This is a genomic window from Fictibacillus sp. WQ 8-8, assembly GCF_024494405.1.
Taxonomy (GTDB): Bacteria; Bacillota; Bacilli; order Bacillales; family Fictibacillaceae; genus Fictibacillus_C; species Fictibacillus_C marinisediminis.
On sequence record NZ_JAMXKG010000005.1, the window covers coordinates 267,494 to 293,712 of the forward strand.

Annotated in this window: 26 protein-coding genes; 4 read left to right on the forward strand and 22 right to left on the reverse strand. The window is 43.3% G+C overall.

The window, feature by feature from the left end:
* Positions 1-144: 144 nt before the first annotated feature.
* From M1K46_RS13230 to M1K46_RS13250, 5 genes are all read right to left on the reverse strand, one after another.
* Positions 145-2,919, reverse strand: a complete 2,775-nt coding sequence (locus M1K46_RS13230) for a DNA translocase FtsK (protein WP_256226309.1) — start codon at positions 2,917-2,919, stop codon at positions 145-147.
* 316 nt (positions 2,920-3,235) lie between these two features.
* A complete protein-coding gene (locus M1K46_RS13235) occupies positions 3,236-4,048 on the reverse strand; it encodes a DUF1444 domain-containing protein (RefSeq protein WP_053357529.1) in 813 nt (270 codons plus the stop codon).
* 115 nt (positions 4,049-4,163) lie between these two features.
* Positions 4,164-4,580, reverse strand: coding sequence for a preQ(1) synthase (gene queF / locus M1K46_RS13240; RefSeq protein ID WP_062233742.1), 417 nt, complete (start codon positions 4,578-4,580; stop codon positions 4,164-4,166).
* A gap of 69 nt (positions 4,581-4,649) precedes the next feature.
* A complete protein-coding gene (locus tag M1K46_RS13245) occupies positions 4,650-4,979 on the reverse strand; it encodes a thioredoxin family protein (protein WP_053357527.1) in 330 nt (109 codons plus the stop codon).
* A gap of 15 nt (positions 4,980-4,994) precedes the next feature.
* Positions 4,995-5,990, reverse strand: a complete 996-nt coding sequence (locus M1K46_RS13250) for a PTS transporter subunit IIC (protein ID WP_305585190.1) — start codon at positions 5,988-5,990, stop codon at positions 4,995-4,997.
* 197 nt (positions 5,991-6,187) lie between these two features.
* Here M1K46_RS13250 and M1K46_RS13255 point away from each other — a divergent pair, with 197 nt between their 5' ends.
* Positions 6,188-8,335, forward strand: a complete 2,148-nt coding sequence (locus M1K46_RS13255) for a methyl-accepting chemotaxis protein (protein ID WP_256226311.1) — start codon at positions 6,188-6,190, stop codon at positions 8,333-8,335.
* Between the two features lie 39 nt (positions 8,336-8,374).
* Here the strand turns inward: M1K46_RS13255 and M1K46_RS13260 are convergent, their stop codons facing one another.
* The 5 genes from M1K46_RS13260 to queD form a co-directional block, all read right to left on the reverse strand.
* Positions 8,375-8,875 (reverse strand): DUF84 family protein, encoded by a 501-nt coding sequence (locus M1K46_RS13260; protein ID WP_053357525.1) that lies wholly within the window; start codon positions 8,873-8,875, stop codon positions 8,375-8,377.
* A gap of 20 nt (positions 8,876-8,895) precedes the next feature.
* A complete protein-coding gene (locus tag M1K46_RS13265; protein ID WP_091003836.1) occupies positions 8,896-9,960 on the reverse strand; it encodes a M42 family metallopeptidase in 1,065 nt (354 codons plus the stop codon).
* 97 nt (positions 9,961-10,057) lie between these two features.
* Positions 10,058-10,729, reverse strand: a complete 672-nt coding sequence (gene queC / locus M1K46_RS13270) for a 7-cyano-7-deazaguanine synthase QueC (RefSeq protein WP_053357523.1) — start codon at positions 10,727-10,729, stop codon at positions 10,058-10,060.
* Between the two features lies 1 nt (position 10,730).
* The gene (locus M1K46_RS13275; protein WP_256226312.1) at positions 10,731-11,462 is read right to left on the reverse strand and encodes a 7-carboxy-7-deazaguanine synthase QueE; all 732 of its coding nucleotides are present in this window, start codon (positions 11,460-11,462) and stop codon (positions 10,731-10,733) included.
* Positions 11,446-11,928 carry a 6-carboxytetrahydropterin synthase QueD gene (gene queD / locus M1K46_RS13280; protein WP_256226313.1) on the reverse strand — a complete coding sequence of 161 codons (483 nt, stop codon included), beginning with the start codon at positions 11,926-11,928 and terminating at the stop codon, positions 11,446-11,448. Before queD ends, M1K46_RS13275 begins: the two co-directional genes overlap by 17 nt.
* Before the next feature lie 243 nt (positions 11,929-12,171).
* On the opposite strand from queD, the gene M1K46_RS13285 reads away from it, so the two are divergent.
* Positions 12,172-12,501: a PepSY domain-containing protein gene (locus tag M1K46_RS13285; RefSeq protein WP_256226314.1), complete on the forward strand. Its 330-nt coding sequence runs from the start codon at positions 12,172-12,174 to the stop codon at positions 12,499-12,501.
* Positions 12,502-12,537: 36 nt separating this feature from the next.
* Here the strand turns inward: M1K46_RS13285 and M1K46_RS13290 are convergent, their stop codons facing one another.
* The 3 genes from M1K46_RS13290 to trmB form a co-directional block, all read right to left on the reverse strand.
* Complete coding sequence (locus M1K46_RS13290; protein WP_091003824.1) at positions 12,538-13,080, reverse strand: hypothetical protein; 543 nt, start codon at positions 13,078-13,080, stop codon at positions 12,538-12,540.
* A gap of 121 nt (positions 13,081-13,201) precedes the next feature.
* Positions 13,202-14,035 (reverse strand): YtnP family quorum-quenching lactonase, encoded by an 834-nt coding sequence (locus M1K46_RS13295; protein ID WP_256226315.1) that lies wholly within the window; start codon positions 14,033-14,035, stop codon positions 13,202-13,204.
* Between the two features lie 117 nt (positions 14,036-14,152).
* A complete protein-coding gene (gene trmB, locus M1K46_RS13300) occupies positions 14,153-14,800 on the reverse strand; it encodes a tRNA (guanosine(46)-N7)-methyltransferase TrmB (RefSeq protein WP_256226316.1) in 648 nt (215 codons plus the stop codon).
* 201 nt (positions 14,801-15,001) lie between these two features.
* Here trmB and M1K46_RS13305 point away from each other — a divergent pair, with 201 nt between their 5' ends.
* Positions 15,002-15,286, forward strand: coding sequence for a YtzH-like family protein (locus tag M1K46_RS13305; RefSeq protein ID WP_256226317.1), 285 nt, complete (start codon positions 15,002-15,004; stop codon positions 15,284-15,286).
* Positions 15,287-15,334: 48 nt separating this feature from the next.
* Here the strand turns inward: M1K46_RS13305 and M1K46_RS13310 are convergent, their stop codons facing one another.
* From M1K46_RS13310 to thpR, 7 genes are all read right to left on the reverse strand, one after another.
* Complete coding sequence (locus tag M1K46_RS13310; RefSeq protein WP_256226318.1) at positions 15,335-16,129, reverse strand: phosphotransferase family protein; 795 nt, start codon at positions 16,127-16,129, stop codon at positions 15,335-15,337.
* A 142-nt stretch (positions 16,130-16,271) separates the two neighbouring features.
* The gene (pulA, locus tag M1K46_RS13315) at positions 16,272-18,443 is read right to left on the reverse strand and encodes a type I pullulanase (protein WP_256226319.1); all 2,172 of its coding nucleotides are present in this window, start codon (positions 18,441-18,443) and stop codon (positions 16,272-16,274) included.
* Positions 18,444-18,641: 198 nt separating this feature from the next.
* Positions 18,642-19,577, reverse strand: a complete 936-nt coding sequence (locus tag M1K46_RS13320; protein WP_256226320.1) for a diacylglycerol/lipid kinase family protein — start codon at positions 19,575-19,577, stop codon at positions 18,642-18,644.
* Positions 19,578-19,631: 54 nt separating this feature from the next.
* Entirely contained in the window at positions 19,632-20,378 is a 747-nt protein-coding gene (locus M1K46_RS13325) for a hypothetical protein (protein WP_256226321.1), read from the reverse strand.
* A gap of 36 nt (positions 20,379-20,414) precedes the next feature.
* A complete protein-coding gene (locus tag M1K46_RS13330) occupies positions 20,415-21,098 on the reverse strand; it encodes an LrgB family protein (protein WP_256226322.1) in 684 nt (227 codons plus the stop codon).
* On the reverse strand, positions 21,085-21,462 hold the full coding sequence (locus M1K46_RS13335) for a CidA/LrgA family protein (protein WP_256226323.1): 378 nt from the start codon (positions 21,460-21,462) through the stop codon (positions 21,085-21,087). Before M1K46_RS13335 ends, M1K46_RS13330 begins: the two co-directional genes overlap by 14 nt.
* The gene (gene thpR / locus M1K46_RS13340; RefSeq protein ID WP_256226324.1) at positions 21,459-22,034 is read right to left on the reverse strand and encodes an RNA 2',3'-cyclic phosphodiesterase; all 576 of its coding nucleotides are present in this window, start codon (positions 22,032-22,034) and stop codon (positions 21,459-21,461) included. Before thpR ends, M1K46_RS13335 begins: the two co-directional genes overlap by 4 nt.
* Positions 22,035-22,184: 150 nt before the next feature.
* On the opposite strand from thpR, the gene cysK reads away from it, so the two are divergent.
* Positions 22,185-23,120 carry a cysteine synthase A gene (cysK, locus tag M1K46_RS13345; RefSeq protein ID WP_091003800.1) on the forward strand — a complete coding sequence of 312 codons (936 nt, stop codon included), beginning with the start codon at positions 22,185-22,187 and terminating at the stop codon, positions 23,118-23,120.
* Positions 23,121-23,170: 50 nt separating this feature from the next.
* Here cysK and M1K46_RS13350 read toward each other — a convergent pair whose 3' ends face one another.
* Both M1K46_RS13350 and pepV read right to left on the reverse strand, forming a co-directional pair.
* Positions 23,171-24,349: an MFS transporter gene (locus tag M1K46_RS13350; protein ID WP_256226325.1), complete on the reverse strand. Its 1,179-nt coding sequence runs from the start codon at positions 24,347-24,349 to the stop codon at positions 23,171-23,173.
* Between the two features lie 53 nt (positions 24,350-24,402).
* Complete coding sequence (pepV, locus tag M1K46_RS13355; RefSeq protein ID WP_256226326.1) at positions 24,403-25,803, reverse strand: dipeptidase PepV; 1,401 nt, start codon at positions 25,801-25,803, stop codon at positions 24,403-24,405.
* Positions 25,804-26,219 lie beyond the last annotated feature (416 nt).

A 26,219-nucleotide genomic window follows, 5' to 3' on the forward strand; every position in this document is an offset into this window, starting at 1 on the left:
CTCATACTTTCTTATAATATAGAACTACTCTTCAGAAAACAAGAGAAACTGATTAGTATCCTTGCTGGCAATGAAGCCGAAAAAAAGAGGCGTCCTTTGGAAAGCCGCTTGGCTGTCCCAGGACACCTTTTTTAACAATCACAATTAAACTTCTGCTTCGCTGTACATTTTGCTTTGGAATTCTTCTTGTGACATGAGGACGTTTCTCGGCTTGCTTCCCATCGCTTCCGATACAAGACCGAACGCTTCCATCATTTCTACGAGGCGGGCGGCACGGTTATAGCCCACCCTGAACCTCCTCTGGATGCTTGATGACGAGGCTGCGCCAACATCCAGTACATAATAACATGCTTCTTCAAAAAGATCGTCTTCCTGTTCAACCGTCTGATTGGACTGGATCAATTCTTCTCTGCTGAACAAATAATGCGTCGGATACTGTTCTTTGACGAAAGCCGTAACTCGTTCGATCTCTTCATCAGAAACAAAGTTTCCTTGAATCCGGACCGCTTTGCTCGAACCATTTTCCATGAACAGCATATCTCCGCGGCCGAGCAGACGTTCTGCCCCGCTGATATCAATGATAGTTCTGGAATCAATCGCTGAAGACACAGCGAACGCTGCGCGAGTCGGGATATTCGCTTTAATCAAGCCAGTAATGACGTCAACTGAAGGCCTCTGGGTTGCCAGCAGGAGATGAATGCCGCAGGCTCTGGCTTTTTGGGCAATCCTGCAGATCGCTTCTTCTACGTCCTGCGGTGAGACCATCATAAGATCTGCCAGTTCGTCTATCACCACCACGATGTAAGGCATCTTGTTGGCATAGAGCTGTTCACTCTTCATTTTGTCATTATATCGTTTAATATCGCGAACGCCATTTCTGGCAAAGGCTTCATACCGGCGCTCCATCTCCTCTACTGTCCATTTCAGGGCCGTTGTCGCTTCCTTTGGATCTGTAATAACAGGAGTTACGAGGTGCGGTATGGCATTATAAGGAGCCAGCTCCACCATTTTAGGATCAACCAGAAGAAGGCGAACATCCTCTGGTGATGCCTTATACATTAAAGAAACCAAAATGGAGTTGATGCATACACTTTTACCCGATCCGGTTGCTCCTGCTATAAGTCCATGGGGCATCTTCTGCAGATCGGTCACGATAGGTGAACCTGAGAGATCCAGCCCCAGTGCGACGGTAAGTGGAGAAGAGCTTTCCCTGAATTCCTCACTCTGCAGAATTTCACGCAAATACACGGCCTGGCTGTGACGGTTTGGAACTTCAATTCCTATCGTGTTTTTTCCGGGAATCGGCGCTTCAATCCGGATATCCTTGGCGGACAAGCTTAATTTAATGTCATCGCTAAGATTCGTAATTTTGTTAACCTTTACGCCGGGTGCGGGCTGAACTTCCAGTCTTGTAACGGAAGGGCCCTTGGTCATATTTACTACTCTAGCGTTCACATTAAAGTTATCAAGCGTCAGCTGAAGGAGGTCTCTCTGTTCTTCCATCCAAAGGCTGTCATCCTCTTCCTGTACGGGCGGATGATGCAGCAGGTCCAGCTGAGGAAATGAAGAAGCAGAAACAGGTTCCGGCGAATGTCTTACAGCTTGTTCTTTCTTCACAAGCGAATTTTTCACCTCTGGCTGCCGATCTGCCGGTTTGCGGTCTTTTTTCAACATCAGAACATTAAAGGGAACATAGGAGCCCCCAGGCTTTTTCACCGGCTCTTTTTGGTGCTCAGCAACTTCCCGTTGTCTCTCATCAACAGCGGGTGATAGTATTTCTTCTGGCTGTTCATGATACTCTTCCATTGGTTCTGATTCTGGTTCTGCAGATGCAGATTCCATTACTATAGGTTCTGAATTCAAAGATTCATAAACCGTTTCCGTTTCTAGTGCTGGAAGGCTTTCTTCCATTCTCTGTTCAACTGCTGTTCGTTCTGTCTTAAGTTCCGGGGAGCTCTCCAGCTGAATTACTGGTTCAGATGGTTCAGTCAGCTCGATCGTATCTTTTTTAAATTCATCAAGCAGGAGAATCGGTTCATCTTTGGAACGGACGAGTCCAAGCGGTTGTTCCTCCTTCTCTTCATGCAATACAGGCGGCTCAACTTCCTCATCTCTCTGAAGTACGACAGGTTCTTTAATGGTAATCGGTTCTTTTAACAGCTCTTCCATCAATTCATTATCCGGAATTTTTTTCTTTTGAATTTCTGATAGCTTCCATAGCCCCGGATTTAAAATTGTGTCAGGTCTTCTTTCACCATAACCATATATTGGAGATGGTACCTGTGACGGCTTAAAATTGCTTTTTGGCCGTTCCTCATATGCAGTGGGAATGCTTTCTTCCTTATTGTCCTTGCTGCTCTTATCCCTGCTGCCAAACCCATAAATGGGTGAAGGAATCTCGGTCGGCCTAAACTGGCTTTTTGAAGAAGGATTGCTGTATCGATTATCAGCCGTATTCGAGTTTTCCTTTCCAATTCGCCCTTCCCTGCTGCCAAATCCGTAGATGGGCGAAGGGATCTCAGAAGGCTTGAATACTCTTGCCTTTTCTTCTTTGGATGCTGATGCCTGTTTTTCCTTTATAGGGATTTCTTTTTTTTGTTCTAACGCAGGTTGATAGGTCTCTTTCACATTCTTATAAGCTGGTGCCTTTGAATAGCTGGGTTTATTCGCTCTGGCTGACCTGTATGTACCTAGTTCTTCTTCATCTGATACGAGCGGAAAACGAAATTTCCCTTCTGATGGATAGCGGCTCACCATCCGAGGTGCAGAATTGTATTGGCCGTTCTGAAAACGTCCAACCGTGCGTTGATTTCCAGATTCTGTTTTCTCTTGCTTATGTATTTCTTGATTTATTGATTCTTCTGTTTCAGAAGGTTCATCATCAAACATAAAATTCATCATCTTTTTAAACCACGACATTGCCATCACCTTCTTTTTTTCTAGGTCTATCTTTTTATTGTAGCGGAATTTGTCACATTCTTTAAGAAAAAATTGCCAACAAATTCAAAAAATATAAAAACCACTAGATTTCTCTAGCGGTTATGGATAAAGGCGAGCTTACCGGCCATTGAACAGCCACCTAAACTGGAGGAAAAAAGCCGCCTAAAACTTCCTGTCATTCAGCAAGATTCGGGTGATTCTGCTTTTCTTCAACATACCTTATAATAAATTTCGGTCTAAGATAAGCTTTTATGACTTTTTTACAGCCATTTTTACCAAGAATTTCTTTGGTTCCCTACTCTCCTTCTGTTTCATCGACAGGCTTGTTTTTTGCCAAGATGAAAACAGGTTCAAGTTCACCGTTCTCATAAAGGAAAGGCAGGGCGGTTACTGGCACACGGCCGTTCATAAAGAACTGCATCGCCATCTGAGCCAAGATATCATAACCCTGGTTATTCCGAATATCTGCCAAGATGAGGACGTCCTGATGCGGAACGGCAGCAGCAAGAGTACCTGACACTTCCTTTTCCATTCGGTCAAGCAAAGCCGAGTTGAGAATTCTGCTCGCATCATATCCATCATTATGGTTGATAAAGTAGAAGGTGTTGCCCGCAACCTCATCTCTCTTCATCTCTGTATCCAGGGAACGAACATTAAAACGGGCGATCTCCATTAACTGTTCTCTGCTGATGTTTAAATCCTGAAGCATTTTTTCACTAATAAGCCGGTATGTGTTCCCAAGATCCAGAGCATAAAAGACGGATGTTTCAGCTGTATGCTCCTCATGGATTAAAGCGTCTCCTTCAGGCGATTCTGTCGGAAAAGAAGTTGACCGGATGACAGGAAAGATATTCTTTTCCTTTTTGGTTTCAGGAGATGCCTCGATGGCATTGAGAGCTTCTTCCACATGGTAAACAAGCTCATCCAAAAAGGCGTCCTTTTTCTTTTGCCATTCCACAGTCAGCCCAGGAAGAGAAAGGGTAATTCCCTTCTGATGCTCTTTATGTTCTATTCTAAGCTGTTCGTTTTCACGGTCATACGACAATTGCCATTCAGGCCGGTTCAGTCTTTCTTCAAGCACCTTTTTCAGTTTAAGGCTTGTACTCATGCTATCCCTCCAGTTATGAAAGCATAAAAAACCTCCTGAACGGAGGTTTTTTGAAGTAAATTCGTTGATGTGATGTCCCGCGCAAGTTCTTAATCAGGAAACTGCGCTTTTCTCACTAGTCTTGTTTATATTCTACAACAACTTCAGTGCCTAATCCTCCGCGTGCATTCCATGTCGCGACAATTTTAAGGTACTTTGGTTTAAGAAGGTCAACAAGGTCTTCCTTCATTTTGTTTGTTGCATGCTCCTGATAGATCCCTACGTTTCTGTAAGAAGTCAGATAGTATTTTAATGATTTCATCTCTACTAAATCTCCGTTCGGGATATAGCTGATGATGATGTCCGCAAAGTCAGGAAGGCCAGACCATGGACAAACAGAGGTAAACTCTGTTGTTGGAATGGTAACCAGTGTATCCTTGCCAGCATACTCGTAAGGAATGGTTTCTAAAATATCGACCAAAATGACGCTTTCATCTTCTATATCAAAACGAATGCCTTCGTATTTCTTATGATTTACTTCTACCTTTGCCATTATTAAACGCCCTCTCTAAATGTAATTCCCGACGTATAAACGTACTGTTACGATTTTAACATATTTCTCTTATTCGTTGGCGTTTACAGGCAAATTATTTATAAATGCGGTGATTTGCTCTTTTGTTTTGCGCTCCTTGTCTACATACCTGCCGATTTCTTTTCCTTCATGGAAAGCGACAAAGCTTGGGATACCGAAAATATCAAGTTCCTGGCAAAGCTCGATATGCTGGTCACGGTCAACAAAGACAAATGTATATTGGCTGAATTCCTGTTCGAGTTCAGGAAGAAATGGTTTAATAAACACGCAATCCGGGCACCAGCCTGCCGAGAAAACAGCAATAACGGTTCCCTGCATCGTCAATTCTTTAAATTCTCCGATTGATTCAAGCGTTCTCATGAAAAATCTCTCCTCTTACTGGTTTATTTTCATATCTCCTGGCTTAATGTATCCTTTTTTCCTCATCCATTCTGAAATTACCAGACTAATCAGTATTGGTCCAGCAAAATGCAACAGAAAAATATATAGGATCACATGCCAGCTGAATCCCATGGACCGAAGCGTCATGATCTGTCCAACGAGCCCGCTGGTCCCCATCCCCGCTCCTGCTGGAATGTTGACCATATGAAATACCAGCGTACCGATTGGGGCCAGTATGATTCCTGCCAGGGTTGGGGGAATTAATATTTTCGGATTGCGGACTACATTCGGAAACTGCAGCTTCGAAGTTCCAATTCCTTGAGTGATCCATCCTCCAAACCCATTGTCTCTGTAACTGATGGTGGCGAACCCGATCATCTGTGCCGCACATCCGATGGTAGCCGCTCCCGCAGCCAAGCCTTCTAATCCAAGCATGATAGCAATTGCCGCACTCGAGACCGGGCCAGTAAGAGCTAAACCGAGCAGTACCGCCACAAGGATGCTCATGATCAGCGGCCGCTGTTCGGTGGCCCACATGACAAGGTGTCCGAACGCTTTCATGAAATGTTCGATGCCTGGCCCTGCAAAATAGGCCACTGAATAACCGGCCAGAATGGTCACTGCCGGAGTAATAAGGATATCCACTTTTGTTTCCTTGGACACCAGTTTCCCGGCTTCAACCGCGACTAATGTTGCAGCAAAACAGCCGGCTACACTTCCAAGCTCGGCTCCTGCAGAACCTGCCACGACTGAAGCAAACAGGACGAGGGGCGGAGCTTCAAGCCCATATGCGACAGCTGCGCCAATTGCTGAACCAAGCAACGTCATGGCAAGACTGCCCATTTTTATAAAGAAAGGCAAGTGTGCCTGCTCTCCGATTGTTTTTAAGATCAAACCGATCACCAGTGACGACATCAAACCAAGGGCAAAGTAACTGAAGCTGGTTATAAAGTAAACTTTTGGTGAAAGGGAAACTCCTTTTCTTTTCATGAAATGACCCACATTTATTCTCCTCTTTTTTCTTAAATGGTTGATGAATAAGTTCAAACACAACTCATTTATTATACAAGAGTAATAACATCTGTAAAGACAGATGGGATTTTGTCGAAAAATTCACATTACAGACCAATACCTTAATAAACAAAATTAAAAAGATTCCGATAGTAAGGATATAAAGGGGGAACACAATGAACATGTCTATACGCAACAGGGTAAGAACCATGCTATTTATGAGCTTGATCGGATTGCTGATTATGATCGGATTTACGGCATGTTATGTCTGGTTAAGCGGGAAAATGGATCATGAAAAGGAACAATTGCAGCAAAACAGCAATCATAGCAAAGAAATATACAATGATCTAACAACCATCCGCAAAAAGGAACAGGATTATTTACGGCTTCCTTCCACAGAAAAAGCAAACGAAATCAACTCTTCTGTTCTTACATTGCAAAAGAAAGTAGAAAATTATTCAAAGAAAGCAAATAATGCTTCCATAAAGAAAGAATATAAAAACATCTCAAAAAAAATTGAACAATATGGTACATCCTTTGACTCTACTTCTTCTATGGCTGCTCAGATCAGCGGGCTGAAAGATTTGATGGCAGAAACGTCTTCAACCTTTGAGAAGAAAGTTTCCGGTATGAAGGACCTTAAACTATTTAATGAGTTTCTCATCATGAACAAATACGAAAAAGAATTTTATTTGTCCTTAAACGAAGAGAATGTAGCAAAATTCCAGGAATCTGCCGGCAAGTTTGAAAAACAGCTTGATAAATCCTCTCTTCCGGAAGATGAATTATCCGATTTCAAAACAAAACTGTTAAAATACACGTCCTCGGCTAGTAATATCCAAACGACATCTAAGCAGATCAAAGAAATGACAAGTGAATTTGAATCGATTGCAGCCAATGTTGAGACTTCCATCATGAAAATCGAGAAATCCAATGATCAGAAACGAGCAGAGCTGACAGACAAACAATCCGGATTAAAATCATTGCTCACCTGGCTCTTGATCGGTATCTCTGCAATCGTTATTACAGGCATGACTGTAGCTGGAATCTGGCTGACCCGTTCTATCGCCCGCTCCATTTCATTATTAAAAGAAGGAGCCACAGTCATCGGCAACGGAAATCTAGATTACCGGGTACAAACAGCCTCCAATGATGAGATGGGTGAGCTTGCTGAGACCTTTAACGCCATGGCAGAAAAAATGCAGCGGTCCATGAGTGAAGTGCAGCATGCTTCTGAACAGCTGGCTGCATCCTCCCAGCACCTTGCCGCGATATCTGAAGAAACGACCGCACAGACAGAGGAAGTTTCAGACGCAGTACAGCAAGTATCCATTGGTGCACAAAGCCAGGCGGATCATTTGCATGAAAGCACTCTGCTATTGACGGAAGTTACAGATGCCATCCAAGAAACTGCTTCCATCAGTGAACAGATCGCAATAGATACCCTTCAGGCGGAAGAAGACGGTAAGTCTGGAATGGAGACTGTTCAGCAGCTCAATACACATTCTGAAAAATTCATTTCGCTCGCGAATGATCTTATTTCTGAAATACAAGATGCCAATGCACAGTCCAAACAGATCCATTCTATCGTACATACCATACAAGAAATCGCGAGAAGCACTGATCTGCTTGCTTTAAATGCTGCCATCGAATCCGCGAGAGCCGGCGAGGCTGGCAGAGGCTTTTCCGTTGTAGCGGCTGAAGTCCGAAAGCTGGCTGAACGCTCCAAAAATGAAGCACAGCAGATTCAGCAGCTTGTTAAACTGATGGGAAGCCAGATGGATAATCTTACTCAGGAAACCGCAAGATTTGAGGACTACCGTAATGAGCAGCTTCAGTCTGTTTCCATGACCAAGCAGGCCTTTGAGTCCATCGTTACCAATGTTGCTGCAATTCACGGAAAGATCAGCCAGATCCAGACGTCGATCCGGCATGTTGGTGAAGCGAATATCGGCCTTTCTGAAAAACTTCATGAAGTCAGTGCCATCTCACAAGAATCAGTGGCTACAAGTGAACAAGTCAGTGAATCAAGTATCCACCAGAAACAGGCGATCAATGAAGTGAACTATGCGGCAAACGAACTACAGGAAATTGCGCTTAATTTGCAGAATGAAGTTCAGCAATTCCATCTTGGAGAATCAGTTAATCATGATATCGAAGAGCAAACTGTCCATGAAGCTGTAGAAGAAGCGTTCCTTGAAGCGGCTCCTGCTCAGCATGAGGAGGAAGTTTCCTATAATGAGAGTGAAGAAGAGTTGAATCACGGTGATGAGATATCTCTGAATCCTCCCCTTAACACTGAGGACGATGAAGAAGTAAAATAGAAAAGAAAAAAGCTCCCGAAATAGGGAGCTTTTTTTCTGCTATCTTTTTTGATAATACTCGTATTGCCCGTAGAGCATCTTGACAATATGTTCAAACATCTCGTCTCTCGAAAGCCGGCCATTCGTAAAAATTCCGATGGCACCCGCTTTTTTTCGAATGTCTTTATCTGATGTGAAGCTGGCCATCACATCGCCTAGTTCATGGCCTTTTCTGATTGGTTCAGCGATTTCCTCCGGCAGCGGAATCTTTGCACCGCTTGCCACGAGAACGTTCCCTTCCCTGTCAGACAAAGCCCCCCAGTTGCATAAATACAGTGTTCCCTCAGTCTCTGAAACACCGCCTTCTAAGCCGAATCCCAGCTCTGCACCGTTTTTAACACAAGCCTTTGCCCGGTTAACGGCTCCCAGCCTAGTCTCCTCGTCGGAGAAAGGCTGGGGAGAAACGCCAGAAGGCACATCCATCGATTGAACAGGCTCGTTCACTACATGTTCAACCGCCTTTATTTTTGCGGGATTTGCTGAACCTACTGCAAACTTCATAACATCACCCTTGTTTGCTGTTAATCGTTCAATATACTGTTCAATGTTGTTTGATCTGTGCTCTTTACGAGCTTGATCAGCAGTTCTTTTGCTGCCGCATAATCATCAATATGGACGATGGATCCGTGCGTATGAATATAACGGGAACAAATACCTACTACGGCTGAAGGAACTCCTTTTCCTGAAAGGTGGACACTTCCTGCGTCCGTTCCACCTGGCGAAACAAAGTATTGATAAGGAATTTTGTTGGTTTCAGCCGTATCTAAAATAAAGTCTCGAAGCCCTTTATGCGTGATCATCGTACGATCTAGGATACGAAGCAAAGTTCCTTTTCCCAAATGGCCAAACTCATTTTCATTGCCTGTCATGTCGTTGGCCGGACTTGCATCCAGTGCATAGAAAATATCAGGCTCAATCAGGTTGGCGGCTGTTTTCGAGCCCCTGAGACCAGCTTCTTCCTGGACTGTAGCTCCTGAATAGAGCTGATTCGGCAGTTTCGTATCCTTTACTTCTTTTAGAAGTTCGATCGCCAGGCCTACGCCATAACGGTTATCCCACGCTTTAGCAAGAATCTTTTTGGGATTGGCCATCGGTGTGAAAGGACAGATCGGCACAACCTGCTGTCCTGGACGGATGCCGATTTTCTCAGCATCTTGCTTGTTGTCTGCACCGATATCAATATACATGTGCTTGATATCCATTGGCTTCTTCCGCTGCTCCTCAAGAAGCAGATGAGGCGGTACCGAACCAATCACACCAACGACAGGACCCTGATCCGTGATGATCTGAACTCTTTGTGCGAGCAGGACCTGGCTCCACCAGCCGCCAAGCGTTTCAAAATGGATCATACCAGTTTTCGTAATTCTTGTTACCATAAAGCCGACTTCATCCATATGGCCGGCGACCATTACTCTTGGCCCTTCGCCATGCTTCACACCAAAGATGCTGCCAAGTCCGTCTTGAATAATCTCATCGGACAGCGGTTCAATTTCTCTTCTGACAAACTTCCGGACTTCATGCTCAAATCCCGGAGCGCCAGGAAGCTCTGTTAATGTTCTAAACAACTCCAGCGTTTCAGTATTCATTGTTTCTCCTTTCGGAAAGCTAGTATATGTATATCCCTATTGTAACGCTGGAAACAATAATTTTCCAATGCAGCAATAGGGGTGGTTGTTCAAACAATTATTTATAAGGAATCGGATCAGCGGCGCCTGCTTCTTCAAATCCTTTTAAACGCAGCTGGCAGCTGTCACATTCTCCGCACGCTTCTTCTTCTCCGTTATAACAAGAGGTCGTCAGACGGTACGGGACTTCCAGTTCAAGACCCTTTTCGATAGTCTCTTTTTTCGTTAAATGCATAAGAGGTGCACAGATTGAAATCTTTTCACCAGTTGTTCCTGCTTTTGTTGCCAGGTTGATGGTTTCATTCATGCTTTTAATGAATTCAGGACGGCAATCTGGATATCCGCTGTAATCAACTGCTGACACACCGATATAAACAGCTTCAGCACCAATCACTTCCGCATAAGCACTCGCCAGTGAAAGAAAAATCATATTTCGGGCCGGTACATACGTTGATGGAATTTCTTCCTTGTCATCCTTTTCAGTCGGCACATCAATCGAGGAATCTGTCAATGCACTGCCGCCGATCTGATTCAGAAACGCGATGTCCACAATACGGTGTTCATTCACGTTATAATGTTGGGCTACCTTTTTTGCCTGAAGCACCTCACGGCTATGCCTCTGACCATAATGGAAGGTTAGCGGATACAGCTCATACCCTTCATTTGCCGCAATCCCCATACAAGTTGTACTGTCCAATCCACCGCTTAAAACAATAACCGCTTTTTTCATCTTATACCCCTCTCTTATCCGGATGCCAAATGATTTTATGGAGCTGCATACTGACTTTGATATCTGACATGCGCTCTTCAAGGACTTTGTTTACAAGCTTTTCAGGCGGCATTGTTTCCCAGACCGGACTGAACAATACCTGTCCTTGTTTGTGATGTTGATTGACTACAGATGCAGCAAGTTCAAAATCTTCATCACTGCCGATTACAAATTTAATTTCGTCCTGCGGTTCCAAATGATCGAAATTCTCATGAACCATGCGATCCATCTCTCCAGAAGCCGGCAGTTTATAATCCATTACAAACCTTGCTTTGTTTTTAATTAATGGGTCGCTCTCCCTTAATAACTGAAACGCTTCAAGAGCAATAGCACCATTGGTCTCTATATGAATATCTTCAATTCTTTCAATTTCCGCCATCGCTTTTAAGAGCGCAGCCGATTTTTCTCTGTGGATCAGCGGCTCCCCGCCCGTAAAGCAGATCCGTTTTGATGCAAAAGAATTGATTCTCTGAATGATTTCTTCAATCGTTGCCTCAAATTCCGGCTTGGCTGGCGCATAGCTATAAGGAGTATCACACCATGTGCAGCGTAAGTTACAATGAAATACACGTACAAAAATGGTTGGAAAGCCTGCGGCCATTCCTTCGCCTTCAATAGTCTCGAAGATCTCTACCATCGGGACTTTCCACTGGGAGTAGACATCTGAGGATGGTAAGTTAAAGTGATTCGGCATGTTCCATCCACTCCCTTTTTAAGGTCGCATAGCTCGTGGGGGTTTCATATAAAACGATTTCTTCCAATCGGAATCCTTTATCTTTCCAACGATATTCCGTTAATTTTTTATCAAACTCTTCCCAGATCCAAACGATCATATTTTCAGCCGTTGTGTTCATCGGCGGCAGCACTTCATTTAAATAACGATGATCAAGCCTGCTCTCGATCGCCTCTTTATAAATTTTCTTAATGTCCCCAAAATCCATTGAGATTCCTACAGGGTCAACGAATCCGCTAATAGTTAGCACCAGCTTATACGTATGCCCATGCAGATTCTTGCATTTCCCTTCATAACAGTGAAGGTGGTGGGCGGCGTCAAATGTGAATTCTTTCGTTACAGCTACCCGTTTATGATGATACTTCAGCTTGCTTCGCTCAATATCCTCATCTATTTTTTGAACCTTTTTTGGAATTTCAAACTCCATATATTTTCATCCTTCCAAGAACATGGATAACCAATAAAAAAATCCCCATACAAACAGACGTATCGGGAGAGAGTGAAAGATTTTATAAGTTTCCACGCTCCCTAGTTTTTTTTAGCGAGGGGTGGGAATTTCGAACCCTCATTCATTGACTGCCTTTTAAGAATAGCAAAAAAGTCAGAAAAACTAAAGCTTTCTGTTATACTGAATGGGGAAAAGCTTACATAAGAAAAGGAGATGCTGAAAATGAAAGCAAGCAAATGGATTCTTGCCGGAGTCGCAGGCTTCGCAGCAGGATATGTAGCAGCAAAGCGAGCACCTCAGAACCTGACTCCTGAAAAAGCATTAAAACTGGTAAAGAGCCAGACCAAGGACGAATTTATGGTTACCGGTTCATGGATCAGCGTACATCCTGAGGAAGTAAAGCGCTTCGGGCTGCCGTTTACAGTATACAAAGGAGGCCTTTCCAGCACACTCAACTCCACCCTCACTCAATTTGATTTCATTATTGATGCCAAAACCGGAACGCTCCTTGATATCTCTAAACACGGTGAAAAAGCTAAAGTAATGGTATAGACACAAAAAAGCGCCGCAAACACTGCGGCGCCTTTTTTAGTTAAAGTTTTTCATATGATTGTACAAGTTGTTTTTAATTTTAAATTTAGTTGTTAGGTACTGGCCTTTCTCCCAAATGGTAAGGAGGTATAGCGGTACAAGCAAGACAAGGGAAAGAAGCAGTATGATCACAACAAAATCCATCTTCGTGCCTACTTGATCCTCATGTGTTTTTTTGTACTGCTGAAGTTCTGGACCGGCTTTTGCCACTTCCTGCTCTGTCAGCATCTTATTGTCTTTCGCATTGTAAAAGACAATATCTTTGTGTTTGAAGTAAAAAATGTTATCTCTAAGTGTCTTGTAGGAACCCATGCCTACGACGATCTCAGAAGTATCAAGCTTTGGATCATTGTTCGGAACAGTCTTAAGATCTGTAATCTCAATACTGCCCTTCTTGTAATCGTAGTGCTTTTCTTTCAGGCCTTTTTCAATGGCTGCTTTCATTTCATTGTCTGCTGTCGCTCCAGCTGCAGAAGCGATAGAGGCAAAGGAAAAAACAAGAGTAAAAACGGATAATAGTGCAATAATCTTCCTTTTCATTATAATCCTCCTTGCTTTCAGTACAATTCCAATTCTAATTCTAATCTCTTCCATCATATCATATTTTTCCTTTTTATTTACCCGCTTGAATTTGGAAATAATGTGACGGATTTTTGACAACCTAATCCTTTGGGCGAGCAATTCCCTCGATCATCTTTCCTTGGTCATCCCACTTGACTGCTCTGTATACCGCATCATGGTAAAAAAAGTACCACGTATCTGGCTTGATCCATTTTTGTTTTTCATAAATCGAAGTCATCGGATAATCATCATAAGCAAGCACCCAAAGCGGATTTTTATGCGCATGGGTCGGCATGATATCACCCAGATGATAGAGCACGGTTCCTTCTGTCTGTATTTCAATAATGCTGTGGCCGTCACTATGGCCTCCGGTATGAATCATCCTGATTCCAGGCAGAGGCTCAAAGGATTCATTAAACGTTGTCACCTGATGCTCGATGGGCCTCCAATTTTCTTCCCAATATGTATTTCTTGAACGGATATTCGGATCCTTCAGTTCCTTCCATTCGGTTTCAGAGGTATAGATGACAGCGTTTTCGAAAACGGGCTTTAGTTCGCCGTCTGCCATTTTCGTTAATCCGGAGGCATGATCAAAGTGCATGTGTGTCATCAAAACAATATTAATATCCCCCGCTGACATGCCCAAGGCTTCAAGACTTTCTTCAATCACTGATTCTTCATGAACGCCATAGTTCCGCTTTTGTTTGTCACTTAACTTCCCGCTGCCTATTCCTGATTCAATGAGAATATTCTTTCCGAATCCCTGCAGCAAAATCGGTTCTGTTCGTAATTCAATCTGATTCAGCTCATTCACAGCATACTTTTTACTCCATAGCGGTTTTGGAACCACTCCAAACATGGCTCCCCCATCCATATGGGTTACTCCGCCATCCAGCCAAGTTAACGTTAACTTGCCTACCTTCCACTGATCCATTGTGAGACTCTCCTTTGCAACATTAAAAATAATCTGAATTCAGTGTACCATACTTTTTTTAATGCAAGCTACCTGCTGAATGTCTGAAACATAAAAAAACCCGGGAGTTATCCCGGGTTACTTTTTTGAACGGAATTGCGCTTCAGTCCGATAGATCCTGAAGCCTTTGGAAGAAAATTTCTCTTCGTATTCCGTCATGATATTGCCTTCATAATCACTTTTATGCAAATCAAGCCAGACTTGTTTTAGAATCATGCCATATTTTGAGAAACTGTGGAGAGAATACTCAAATAATCCCTGGTTATCGGTTTTAAAATGAATTTCTCCCTCGTCTTTAAGGATGGTTTCGAAAATGGAAAGGAACGATTCGTACGTTAGACGGCGCTTTTCATGCTTGTTTTTCGGCCAGGGATCCGAAAAGTTAAGATATACTCTGTCCACTTCACCCGGCTCAAAAAAATCAGTCAGCTTTTGGGCATTTTCTCTTATCAGTTTAACGTTGTCGATCTCTCCCGTAACAATTTTTTCCAATCCAGAGACAATAATGCTATCGTAAATTTCCATGCCGATATAGTTGATATCCGGATGAGCCTTTCCCATTCCTGTAACAAAACTTCCTTTACCCGTTCCTACTTCAATATGAATCGGATGATCGTTCCCAAAATATTCGTGCCATTTTCCTTTTAAATCAGCAGGATTCGGGGCAACAACCTCTGGATACTCATTTAGCTTTTCTTTTGCCCATGGTTTAAAACGCTGACGCATACTGATCTCCCTTTCTAACATCAAATACCATTTAACACCTTCGACATTTTAACATGAAACGCTGTTCAGAAAAAGGCTTCAATAAAGCCTACGTTCAAAAAAAAGAACCCGCAGCTTTACGTCGCGGATAAATTCTTCCGTATTCCATACCCTATGATTACTGAATTTCATCAACAGTTTAAAAGAAGGACGTGAAGATATATGCCGCTTGATTATACCCATCAACTGACACTGTTAAGAGACATTCTTCAAGATCATCACACCGATTGCAAGGGCACGCCTCAGGAATGCGCCCAACTGGAACGCCTGGCTACCCGGCTGATGCAGCATGGAAGTTTAAATAATGAAATCAAGGATGTCTTGGGTCTCATTAACACGTACAGTCACGATGGTTCAACTCATGAGAACCTTGAAGAACATATAACAAATCATAAGCCCCATATCGAAAATTGGCTGAATACCATTCAACCCTTTCAAACTTCATAGCAAATTAACAGGGATTACCCGGGCAATAAATGGAAATTGTCGAATTTTTCAATTTATATAATAGCTTTCCTGCAAGACTTGCTTTAAAAAATTGTACCAGTATTCTTTTTCAGCTTCCTGTTTTCTCTCACTGTGCCAAAATACCGACAAAATGGTTTGTGCGATAATATACCAATGCATTCTCCGCTGAAGGTCCACGGTTAGTTCGACTCCATAGGTGGACAGCCATTTAGACCAATTTTCACGAGGAATATACCAGTATAGAAGCATACCAAGATCAAGAGCGGGATCAGCAATCATCGCACCATCCCAGTCTATAAGATATAACTCGTTGGTTTCGCTCAGCAGCCAGTTATTATGATTAACGTCACAATGGCAGACGACTTTATCGTCATGCTGGATGACGTTTTTTTGCAATTTTAAATAACGGACAGCCTCCTTTATTTTTGGAGGACATACCTGTTCAGCCTGGATTTTCGTTTCAATATCATCAATAATCAGATCAGGAGTGAGCGGCTGTTTACCCAAGCGTTTTAACATATCAAGAAGTTCAGAAGACTTATGTATTCTGCCTAAAAGTCTCCCCACGCCATCATTCAGCATTTCAGATGCTTTTAATTCCCTTCCGTTCAGCCACTTTTGTGCCGTAATTACATCTCCGTTGCCCAATCTTTTTGTCCATAATAATTTCGGAACAATTCCTTCCGCAGAAAGTACCGCGAGAAAAGGTGACGAATTGCGCTTTAGAAAAAGAGTCTGATCTTCATATTTAGCTTGATATGCTTCTCCTGTTGCCCCACCAGCCGGCATAATCTGCCAGCCCTTGCCTAGTATGTGTTCCAAAACGTTCACCTTCAATCTCATGCGGAAAATTATTATGTCCTCTTTTATATCGGTTAACATACACTTTGTTTAAAATTTAAAACCTCTACGAATACATTATTTTAACACAGCCTGAAGAAAAATCGTACATATTTATGTTTCGTTAAAATTTTTCGCTATACTGAACGGCCATTGTAAATCCAAGTGGCGGAATGATGAGCGTATCGGCATCTGTTTTATACAGCCCATCCTCTTTCACTTCCATTGCCTCTGCCGTAACTGTCCATTGGCCTGGAAACGGCAGCTGGTAAACCTTCTCGCTCTGATGGCCGTTGTATAAAAGGATAATATGCTTCCATGAATCCAGCTCGCCTATGTTTTTGATCATGTACCCGAACAATCCATCAGGCAGGTATTGAAGAAGAGATAAGCAGTCGGCAATTACCTCAGGTTGATCGATTCGGAAGGCGGGATGCTTCTTTCTAATTTGAATGAGTTCAGCCACATATTGTACGTCTGCTTCATATTTTGCTTTCCGTTCCCAATCAAGCCTGTTGATAATATCACCCGATTTATAGCTGTTGCCGTCTCCTTGCTTTGTTCTGAAAAACTCTTGGCCTGCATGAATGAATGGAACTCCCTGTGAAAAGATAGCAAGTGCTGTACCGAGCAAATGCCGTTTTCGCAGGACTGTCTCTTCTTCATAGGGATGCAGCGCACGAAGCCGGTCCCATAACGTGTGGTTATCATGGCATTCAATATAATTAATGCTTTGGCCTGGTGTTATGAACAACCCTTGCTCTCCCGAATTTCCGGATGCATTTTCATACATCCCTGCAATTTGGGAGGCGTCCCCATTAATGAATCCTTCATGTGCGTCATGAAAGATATTCCCTTTAACATGGTCACGGAAACGATCATTAAAGAATGAGATTCCCGGCATCTTAACTGCAGAATCAATACATGCCTTTTGGTCTTCATCCAGCCACGTATTCATCTTCCAGCCTTCTCCTAAAATAAAAACAGCAGGATTTACTTCCGCAAGTTCCCTGTAAATTTCGTTCATCGTTTTGATATCATGAATACCCATTAAATCAAACCGGAAACCATCTACTTTATATTCTTTCGTCCAAAACATCACTGAATCCATCATGAATTTCCTCATCATATATCGTTCTGAGGCTGTATCATTTCCTACGCCTGTTCCATTGACAGGATTCCCTCCATAATCAAACCTAAAGTAATAGCCAGGCACAATCTTTTCAAAATCAGATGTCTCCCTGATAAAAACATGGTTATAAACAACATCCATAATGACACGTAGACCATTTACGTGCATAGATGAAATCAGTGCTTTAAATTCCTTGATTCTTGAAATCGGATCTGCGGGATCGGTCGCATAAGAGCCTTCAGGCACATTGAAATGCAGCGGATCATAACCCCAGTTGTACTCCGTATCTGCCTTTGTTTCATCAATACTTCCGTAATCATTGACGGGCAAAAGCTGGACATGCGTAACACCCAGCTTTTTCAAGTGATCGATTCCTGTAACAGAATGGCCAGGACCTGCAGTGCCTGTTTCTGTAAACGCAAGGAATTTACCTTTATGCTGCATGCCGCTTAACGGATGAATAGAAAAATCCCTGACATGGACTTCATATATAATACTGTCTGTCTTTTTGATGGGAGGAGGGGAAAGAGCAGTATCCCAGCCCACAGGATCGGTCTTGCTTAAGTCGATCACAACTCCCCTTTTTCCATTGATCGTCACGGCTTTCGCATAGGGGTCCACAGCTTCATTGACCGCATGATTTACTCTGACAAGGTAACAATATTCATTTAAATGGTGATCACCTGCTATCTCCGTTTCCCATACCCCTCTATCTCCCAATCTCATCGGGTGTTCAAAGGCTGTACTCACACTCGTAAACAGCTTCAGCCGTACAGAAGAAGCGGTCGGCGCCCAGACTTTAAAACTGGTTTTTTCAGAGGTATACAAAGTGCCAAGATCACTTTTTTCATACGCGAAGACTTCATCAAACTCTTTTGTTCTTACAACCGCCCCCGTCTTTAACGGGATTCTTCCTCCGTTAGGGCACACAACCCAATAATCCCGTTGGATAGGAATTTTCTGATCAAGCACCATATGAAAAAGCAGCCGGTCCTCCAACCGCTGTTCAGAAATCTTTTTTAATGGGTAAACCCTTTCAAGGTCTGTTACGTAAAAATAGGCCTCCCTCGGCACTTCGGTAAAAATGACGAGTGTGACCATTGTAAATGTATCAAGATAGGCTTCGATCTGTTCTGCTTCCGCAACACGTTTATGATTGTTCAAAATGCCGATCCACCCCCTAAATAACCAATGCTTTCCGAGAATCATGCAGTATTCACCGTTCATTACAGTCTATGTATAACAGGCTCGTCGGGTTTTTTTGTCCAAAAAAACCCGACGAGCCTATCAGACGATACACTATTCTTATTTTATCCAAATGATAGAAAAACAGAATTCACTTTGCTCAACTTTCCCGCGAAATTAAACTTTTATAGACAGTGCAGAGGGAATGACGGAACATTCAACAGGTGTTGTGCCGAGCAATTCTCCATCCGCCTGAACCGTTAACGGCTCTTTACTTGCTATGGAGATCCTTCTTCCTTCGAGAATGGCTACACCATCCAGCTCCTTATGGTTACCCGAGAATACGGTAACAAAGAGAAATAGCAGCTTTAATGGGTGCAGGCCATGGACAATACACAGCTCAAGCAGGCCATCATCCGGTCTTGCAGAAGGGCATATTTTCATTCCGCCCCCGTAATAGGGCATATTGCCGGCAGCGATCAGCCAAACCGATGAAAACTGGTGCTCGCAGCCATCCACAGTAACGGCAGCATCCACCGGTGTATAGGAAAAAAGAAGACGGAACATGCTTACGGTATAGGCAAAGTTTCCTGCACCGAAGCGCTGGAACCATTTCTTGTACCATGATCGATTGGTCAGCTTGGTCACTTCCCCGTCAAACCCGATTCCGGCTGTACTCACGAATAATTCATTTCGTCTTTTATTGCCTGGAAAGCTGAGTACCCCAGCGTCAATGACTTTTTTAGGGTTCCGTTTATTTAAAAGGCGTCTTTTTAAAATATAGGCCAGACTCTTTTTCTTATTGAACCCCAACCCCCGAATAATGTCATTGCCAGATCCGCCTGGGAGAAAGCCGACCGGTACTTCAGGCATATCCTTCAGTCCGTTGATTACTTCATGGATGGTCCCATCCCCGCCTACCGTAATGATAGCTTCGATCTGATCCCGATTAATGTAGGAGATCTTTTTGGCAATTTCAAGCGCATGACCCTCACTCTCCGTATAGTAGGAGCGGTAAGGAACATCCTCGGCTGAAAGAATCTTTTTTACGGCCTTCCAGGTTTTTTGAGCCTTTTTATTGTTTGCATGAATAATAAATAAATAGAGTTTCATTTGCAGTCCTTATCCTTTAAATATGAATAAGATAGAATTCGACATAGACCGTCATTACTCCTCTAATCTGCTGTTTCCTTCCCATTCCGGCTGCGGAAGGGAGTTGGTGACAGAAGCCTTTAGCAGGGCATCGATGAATTTTAATTGGTGGCTCTTCGGCGGGCTTGGATCACCAGCCACTCTGGTATACCAGGATCCAAAGGTACGCTTATCGACCACCTGGACATCACTCCACTTCGGCGGGATATCGACATAACCGTTCTGGCATAAAACTGCTTTTTTCAACTGCAGCCTGTCTTTGAAGGGCTCCAGATAAGGCTTAAGCACAAAATCCATTCTTTCCAGTGCGATAAAAGGATTGACTACCTTTTTACTCTTCTGTCCATCATCAGTACGCTTCCAAAAGTGTTTTGTGTCCTCCTGATAAATGGCATCTTTCCCCTCCAGCAGCACGATACACCAGATCGCCCCCGGCCCAGCCAGAATGACTTCCAATTCTACCGGTGCCGCTTTATGCAGGATAGCTGGTTTGTAAAATAAAAAATAGCTATCCGGAATTTTAGTAGTTAAAAATTGCAGCTGTTCGTCGTTCAAATAGCATGGGTCCAAATTTGAGAAATCTTTAACCGTCGAGCTTGCCCACTTAAGCTGGGAGGTAAAAATCTTTCTTGAAATGGAAGTCCTTTGATTCTTCCCTTCTTCAGCCCGCCTTTTTTTTAGCGCAACAAATCGGCTCTGGTAGTGATAAAGATTTAATTCATACCGAGACACATAGTCTTCAAGTTTTACGAGCTGAGCCAAATGCCATCTCCCTCTCCTTTTTATATTAAGGTGATTCTATAAAAACCATGCCGCAAAAAGCGGCACGAGAACGGAAGCAATAATGCAGCTCAATCCCATTGCCACTGAGCTATATGCCGCTGTTTCTTCACCGAACTCCATCGCTTTGGATGTGCCGATCGCATGGGATGACGTTCCAATTCCTAATCCCCTGGCCAGGGGAGTCTTCAGCCTCAGCCAGTTGAACCACCTTGGCGCAAAAACGGCACCGGAAATTCCGGCAATTATCACAAAAACAGAAGCAAGCGCAGGTGAGCCATGGGTTAATCGGGCAATTTCCATCGCGACTGGTGTGGTTACAGACTTCGGAAGCATGGAGAGGATCGTCTTTTTACTCGTTCCAATGGCGCTTGCAAAAAGAAAAACGGTCGTTACACCAACCAGCGTGCCTGTAAACACACCGACAATAATAGATACTTGGTGCCTTTTTAAGCTGTCTCTGTATAAATACAATGGATAAGCCAGAGCTACCACACCCGGACCGAGCAGTTCTTCAATCCATTTTCCGCCTTCCATGTATTTCTCGTATGGAATATGTGTGAGCAGGAGAATCATGATGATCACAAACGTTGTGGTCAGAACAGGAATCAGAAAAGGCGAGTTCCACCTTTCATAGACCTTTTTCATGGCGATAAAAAGGAACACCGTGATCAGGATAAAAATAAGACTAGTCCAGAACATTGACCGAAGCCTCCTTCTTCGACATGAGGCGTTCACTTGACCATCCTGTCGCGGCGACAACTAAAAACGTGGATACTGCTGTTGCGGCAATGAGCATCAGCCCTTTTAAAGAAAAAAGTGCAGGATATTTCATGATTCCTACGGTGACAGGAATAAAGAATAGCGGGAGATACGCTAACATAAACCGCGCTCCCGAACTTACCCATCTGCTTTTAAATTTCCCTGTACATAGGGCTATAAACAATAAAATCATTCCGACGACACTGCCCGGAATGAATAAGTGCAAGCTCTCTGAAATCCATACGCCCAGCATATGAAACAAATACAAAACACCAATCTGAAATACAATCACAAAGGCTTTCAATGTTCGTCCTCTCCTTTAAGATTAAACTCTTCGATGACATTATACTTAGGCACTTTATCCAGGTGAGTTTCGTAAAGCACAATGGAGCGAACTTCAAACGTCAGCCCGGCAACCGGATTGATCATGTTTTCATCAAAAACGCTATTAATGGAGGCTTCAGCGTCCCCCCACCTCTTAGCAATAGTAATATGGGGAGAATACGGCCTGGTTTCTACCGGAAAGCCCGCTTTCTGGCAAAGGCCGTGTACCGTTCTCTGCAAAGTAAAAAGGCCCGCCTCTTTTTCTACTCCGAGCCAGAATATACGGGGCTGGCCCAGCTTGCCGAAAAATCCTGCTCTTGATACCGTGAGAGAAAAAGATGGAAGATCATGAATATTCATATGAAACGATTCTTTTAGATTGATAAGCTGATTTTGACTGGTTTGTCCAAGAAAAGCCAGCGTCAGATGCAGATCCTCTTGATGAACCCATTGTTTAAAAGGAAGCTTTTCTTTGAGCACTTCGGATAATTCACCAATCGTGCGTTTTACATGAGAAGGAATTGGAACGGCAGCAAAAATATGTCTATTCATACATTCTTTCATCTCCATTAAAAAGGAATTATTCCTATCTTACCAAAAAGCATCACCGTACAACCATCCAAAAGCTTTCATGTTTTATTTTAAAAGTTGGATTTGTTATACTTTTTGTAATTAGTTAAAGACAGGGATGTGCAAATCATCATGAAAGTTGTTCAAAACATAGCCGAATTAATTGGAGATACTCCTCTTGTCCGATTGAATCATATACCTGACCCAGACGGGGCCTCCATCTACGTGAAACTCGAATATTATAATCCAAGCCGGAGCCTAAAGGACAGGGCTGCCTATAACATGGTCATTGAAGCGGAAAAATCAGGTCAATTAAAACCTGGGGATACGATTATTGAACCGACATCCGGAAACACGGGAATCGGTCTGGCGATGAACGCTGCAGCCCGAGGGTACAAGTCAGTGATCGTTATGCCAGATACAATGACGGCCGAGAGAATCAATCTTCTCAAAGCTTATGGTGCAGAAGTCGTGCTCACACCAGGAGACGAAAAGATGCCTGGGGCCATCAATAAGGCAAGAGAACTGCTGGCCGAAAACCCTGAAAACAGTTTTATGCCAATGCAGTTCGAAAACGCTGCGAATCCAGATGCCCACCGCACAACCACTGCCGTTGAAATCATTGAAGCGATGCAAGAGCTGAAAAAGCCGTTGAGCGCCTTCGTTGCTCCTGCCGGCACGGGAGGTACCATTACCGGGACTGGCGAAACACTAAAAGCGGCTTTCCCCGACATGACAGTGCATGTGGTAGAGCCGGCGGGTTCTCCTGTTTTATCAGGAGGCAAACCAGGCAAACATAAGCTGGTAGGAACCAGCCCTGGTTTTATACCGTCAATCTTAAATCAGAACGTCTATGACGAAATCATAAATGTAGAGGATGAACCGGCTTATACGACCGTCAGAAGACTCGCTGCAGAAGAAGGTATCCTCGTTGGCCCATCGTCCGGGGCAGCAGTCTATGGTGCCGTTCAAACCGCCAAAAAGCTTTCCAAGGATGACGTGGTTGTCTGTATCACCTGTGATTCTGGAGAGCGTTATCTATCCACTGATCTGTTCCAATTCGAATAAAAAGAAAAAAGACGGCTCAAGGTCCACATGTGGGATCATGAGCCGTCTTTTTATACACCAGAACTGAGTCCAAGCTTATCTTTGGACTGCAGCCGCATTAATATTCCAATCATAAAGAGGCCTGCAAAAGAAAGAATACCGAAGAAAAGATAGGTGTTAAAGATTGAATACTTATCAAAGATAATGCCTCCCAAAAACGTACAGAACCATGAACCGAGTCCATTACCTACGGCAGTATATAAGGAAACCGCTGTAGCCCGCACATCAGAGGGAGTATTCTCCCGGATGTATTCCATTGCCGCCGGAATAAACAAACCGACGGAAAAGCCCTGGACAACAGTCGTTAAGAGCACAACAGTGATTGACGGCTGAAAGAAATAAAAGGTCCATCTTAAACCAGAAACCGCTGCCGCAAACATCATGATTTGGATAACACCATACTTTCTCAGTGCGATGCCCGACAGTTTCATGAATGGCGCTTCACTGCCGGCCGCAAGCAGGAATGCGATACCTACTCCAGTCAGGGTTCCGCCAATTCCCTGGATATAAAAGCTGAAGTAAAAATTGTTCGCAAAGATAGGACCAAAAATAAGAAATGTGGTTATTAAAAACACCATATACTTCGGCATTCTAATCAACGCAGAAAGGCCGGAAAGCAAATCCACTTTCAGCAACTCACCTTCTCTCGGCATGCTTCTAATCAGCAGCAAACAAAGAAGCAAGCTTAGAGCGAACGAATAAAAGATGATGGAAATGCCCGACATCTCCGATAACTTTCCCATAATGAATACAGCTACTGCAAAACCAATCGCCCCAAACAGCCGGTAATTCCCGTACTCCTGGTTAGTCTGGTTTACGTAATTCAAAAGAATACTGTCTGATATCGGTACGATCGCACTTTGAAATAACGCCAGCAGGATCAGTATGATGAACAGCCAACCGTACGTGCCAATAAACAGCACGGCATAGCCGATTAATCCCGTAAGAAGAAGCGATACAGCGAGTACATGCTTCGGCTTTTTCGTATAATCTGTAATGATTCCCCACATCGGCTGCGCAAAAATCATCACTATAGGGCTCAATGACATTAACGTACCGATCTCAGTTCCCGAAAGCCCGGCCTCTTCCTTAAAGTAAACACCGAGCAAAGGAAACAAGCTGCCAAAGGCAAAGAAAGTAAATAAATAAAAACCTTTCAGGCTTAAAGAAGTTCTTTTCTGACTAACCACTTTTGTCCCTTCTCCCCAATCCCTTTTCTCTCAATCAAACGTATGGACACAGATTATCTGGCCAATTCATAAATAGCCTGTGCATAAATGGCTGCAGCACTGAATAAATCGTCCAGGAACATGTATTCATCTTTTTGGTGAGCAACATCTTCCCTCCCAGGAAATAATGCGCCAAACGCCACACCCGCTTCTAATGATCGTGCGTATGTCCCGCCTCCGATAGCGATAGGATTACCAGGCTGGCCCGTTTGTTCTTCATACACCTTTTTTAATGTCTGAACCAACTCATGATTTTCATCTACAAAATGAGGCTTCGTATGCTTTGTCACCTCTAGGGAAAAACCTTTTACATCCACCAGTTTTTGAAGTGTATTCAATACCGTTTCTCCTGAATGCTTGACAGGATACCTGATATTCAGACCGATGGTCCCTCCGGCTTCCCGGCTGTAATCAAACATCCCTGGATTTAACGTTAAAATTCCGCTAACATCATCCTCTGCCTTAATTCCAAGCTCTTCACCTGAAATGCTTCCAAGATGATCCTTAACAAAACCAATGTAGGCTTTTCCCTGTTCATCAAGATCTGCTCCAGATAAAAATGAAGCAAGCAAGACTCCCGCATTCACACCGAATTCAGGCGTACTTCCGTGCGCAGACTTCCCGATTAGAGTTAGAGTTAGGCCAACATCATTTTTGGAGGAGGAACCGGTTAAATTGCGGCTTTTTAAAAATTGTTGAAAGCTTTCTTCAAGCTCTTCACTTCCTGATATCACCGCTTCCGCCTGATCTGGCACCATATTGAGCCTGCGTCCAGAAGAAAAGGATTCAAGCACATTAGGATGCTGGCGATTATCGGCGGCAGCTCCCTGCTTTAAATCAATGTTAAGCATCCCTTTCTCGGCATGGATAATTGGAAAATCGGCATCCGGCGCAAACCCGGATGAAGGCATTTCTTCATGCTTAAAGTAATGATCCACACAGCGCCATAGGCTTTCCTCATCCGTTCCAAGAATCAGCCTGACTCGCTTGGATAAAGGCAGGCCAAGTTCCTTTATCATCTTCATCCCGTAAAAAGCAGCCATCGTTGGACCTTTATCATCAATGGCACCCCTGGCAAAGATCTTACCATCCTTAATCTCTCCTCCGAACGGATCCACCGTCCATCCATCACCGTCGGGAACAACATCAAGATGGCCGAGAATTCCTATTAATTCTTGTCCTTCTCCTATTTCAATATGTCCGGCAAAGCCGTCAACATTTTTAGTCTGCATACCCTGTGCATTGCCCAGTTCAAGCATGTAATCCAAGGCCATTTCAATCCCAGGCCCAAATGGAGCTTTATCAGTGGCTTTATCTTCATCCAGCACACTCCTGATCTGCAGCAGGCCTTGTGTATCCTTAAGCAGATTTTCCTTCCTTTTTTCGATTTCTTCTTTCCAATTTACATTTTTCATACTGCTCACCTTTCTCCATTCAATTCTTATGTATCATCTCATGTTTCAGTACTACTAGGTACTCGTTCAAACGAAAAACCACTCTTTATTTTAGCTTATATTACCAAAAAGGTAAAAAAACACAGAATAATGACGATATAAAGACTGCTCATTTGCTTTTTTTTCTGAAATAAAGTATAATATCGCGTAAATAGGAGGTGTGGTTGTTAAAACGTAAACGATGAATGCTTTGTTTTATTTATTAAACAAGCGGTCATTACATGCTGCGAAGCCGCCAATCACCTGAGAAATAGAGAGAGAAATCATGATATGAAATCATGGCCAAGCAGCGAAGAACCGGATTGTGGAGTCTTCGCTTTTTATTTTAATCTCATATTTAATGAAAATTTAAACATTTTATCATAATAAATTAATGA

Excerpts from the sequence above, each read along its gene's own strand:
- M1K46_RS13230 (WP_256226309.1), bottom strand. The coding sequence starts at position 2,919 with ATGTCGTGGTTTAAAAAGATGATGAATTTTATGTTTGATGATGAACCT.
- M1K46_RS13235 (WP_053357529.1), bottom strand. The coding sequence starts at position 4,048 with ATGAGTACAAGCCTTAAACTGAAAAAGGTGCTTGAAGAAAGACTGAAC.
- queF (WP_062233742.1), bottom strand. The coding sequence starts at position 4,580 with ATGGCAAAGGTAGAAGTAAATCATAAGAAATACGAAGGCATTCGTTTT.
- M1K46_RS13245 (WP_053357527.1), bottom strand. The coding sequence starts at position 4,979 with ATGAGAACGCTTGAATCAATCGGAGAATTTAAAGAATTGACGATGCAG.
- M1K46_RS13250 (WP_305585190.1), bottom strand. The coding sequence starts at position 5,990 with ATGAAAAGAAAAGGAGTTTCCCTTTCACCAAAAGTTTACTTTATAACC.
- M1K46_RS13255 (WP_256226311.1), top strand. The coding sequence starts at position 6,188 with ATGAACATGTCTATACGCAACAGGGTAAGAACCATGCTATTTATGAGC.
- M1K46_RS13260 (WP_053357525.1), bottom strand. The coding sequence starts at position 8,875 with ATGAAGTTTGCAGTAGGTTCAGCAAATCCCGCAAAAATAAAGGCGGTT.
- M1K46_RS13265 (WP_091003836.1), bottom strand. The coding sequence starts at position 9,960 with ATGAATACTGAAACGCTGGAGTTGTTTAGAACATTAACAGAGCTTCCT.
- queC (WP_053357523.1), bottom strand. The coding sequence starts at position 10,729 with ATGAAAAAAGCGGTTATTGTTTTAAGCGGTGGATTGGACAGTACAACT.
- M1K46_RS13275 (WP_256226312.1), bottom strand. The coding sequence starts at position 11,462 with ATGCCGAATCACTTTAACTTACCATCCTCAGATGTCTACTCCCAGTGG.
- queD (WP_256226313.1), bottom strand. The coding sequence starts at position 11,928 with ATGGAGTTTGAAATTCCAAAAAAGGTTCAAAAAATAGATGAGGATATT.
- M1K46_RS13285 (WP_256226314.1), top strand. The coding sequence starts at position 12,172 with ATGAAAGCAAGCAAATGGATTCTTGCCGGAGTCGCAGGCTTCGCAGCA.
- M1K46_RS13290 (WP_091003824.1), bottom strand. The coding sequence starts at position 13,080 with ATGAAAAGGAAGATTATTGCACTATTATCCGTTTTTACTCTTGTTTTT.
- M1K46_RS13295 (WP_256226315.1), bottom strand. The coding sequence starts at position 14,035 with ATGGATCAGTGGAAGGTAGGCAAGTTAACGTTAACTTGGCTGGATGGC.
- trmB (WP_256226316.1), bottom strand. The coding sequence starts at position 14,800 with ATGCGTCAGCGTTTTAAACCATGGGCAAAAGAAAAGCTAAATGAGTAT.
- M1K46_RS13305 (WP_256226317.1), top strand. The coding sequence starts at position 15,002 with ATGCCGCTTGATTATACCCATCAACTGACACTGTTAAGAGACATTCTT.
- M1K46_RS13320 (WP_256226320.1), bottom strand. The coding sequence starts at position 19,577 with ATGAAACTCTATTTATTTATTATTCATGCAAACAATAAAAAGGCTCAA.
- M1K46_RS13330 (WP_256226322.1), bottom strand. The coding sequence starts at position 21,098 with ATGTTCTGGACTAGTCTTATTTTTATCCTGATCACGGTGTTCCTTTTT.
- thpR (WP_256226324.1), bottom strand. The coding sequence starts at position 22,034 with ATGAATAGACATATTTTTGCTGCCGTTCCAATTCCTTCTCATGTAAAA.
- cysK (WP_091003800.1), top strand. The coding sequence starts at position 22,185 with ATGAAAGTTGTTCAAAACATAGCCGAATTAATTGGAGATACTCCTCTT.
- pepV (WP_256226326.1), bottom strand. The coding sequence starts at position 25,803 with ATGAAAAATGTAAATTGGAAAGAAGAAATCGAAAAAAGGAAGGAAAAT.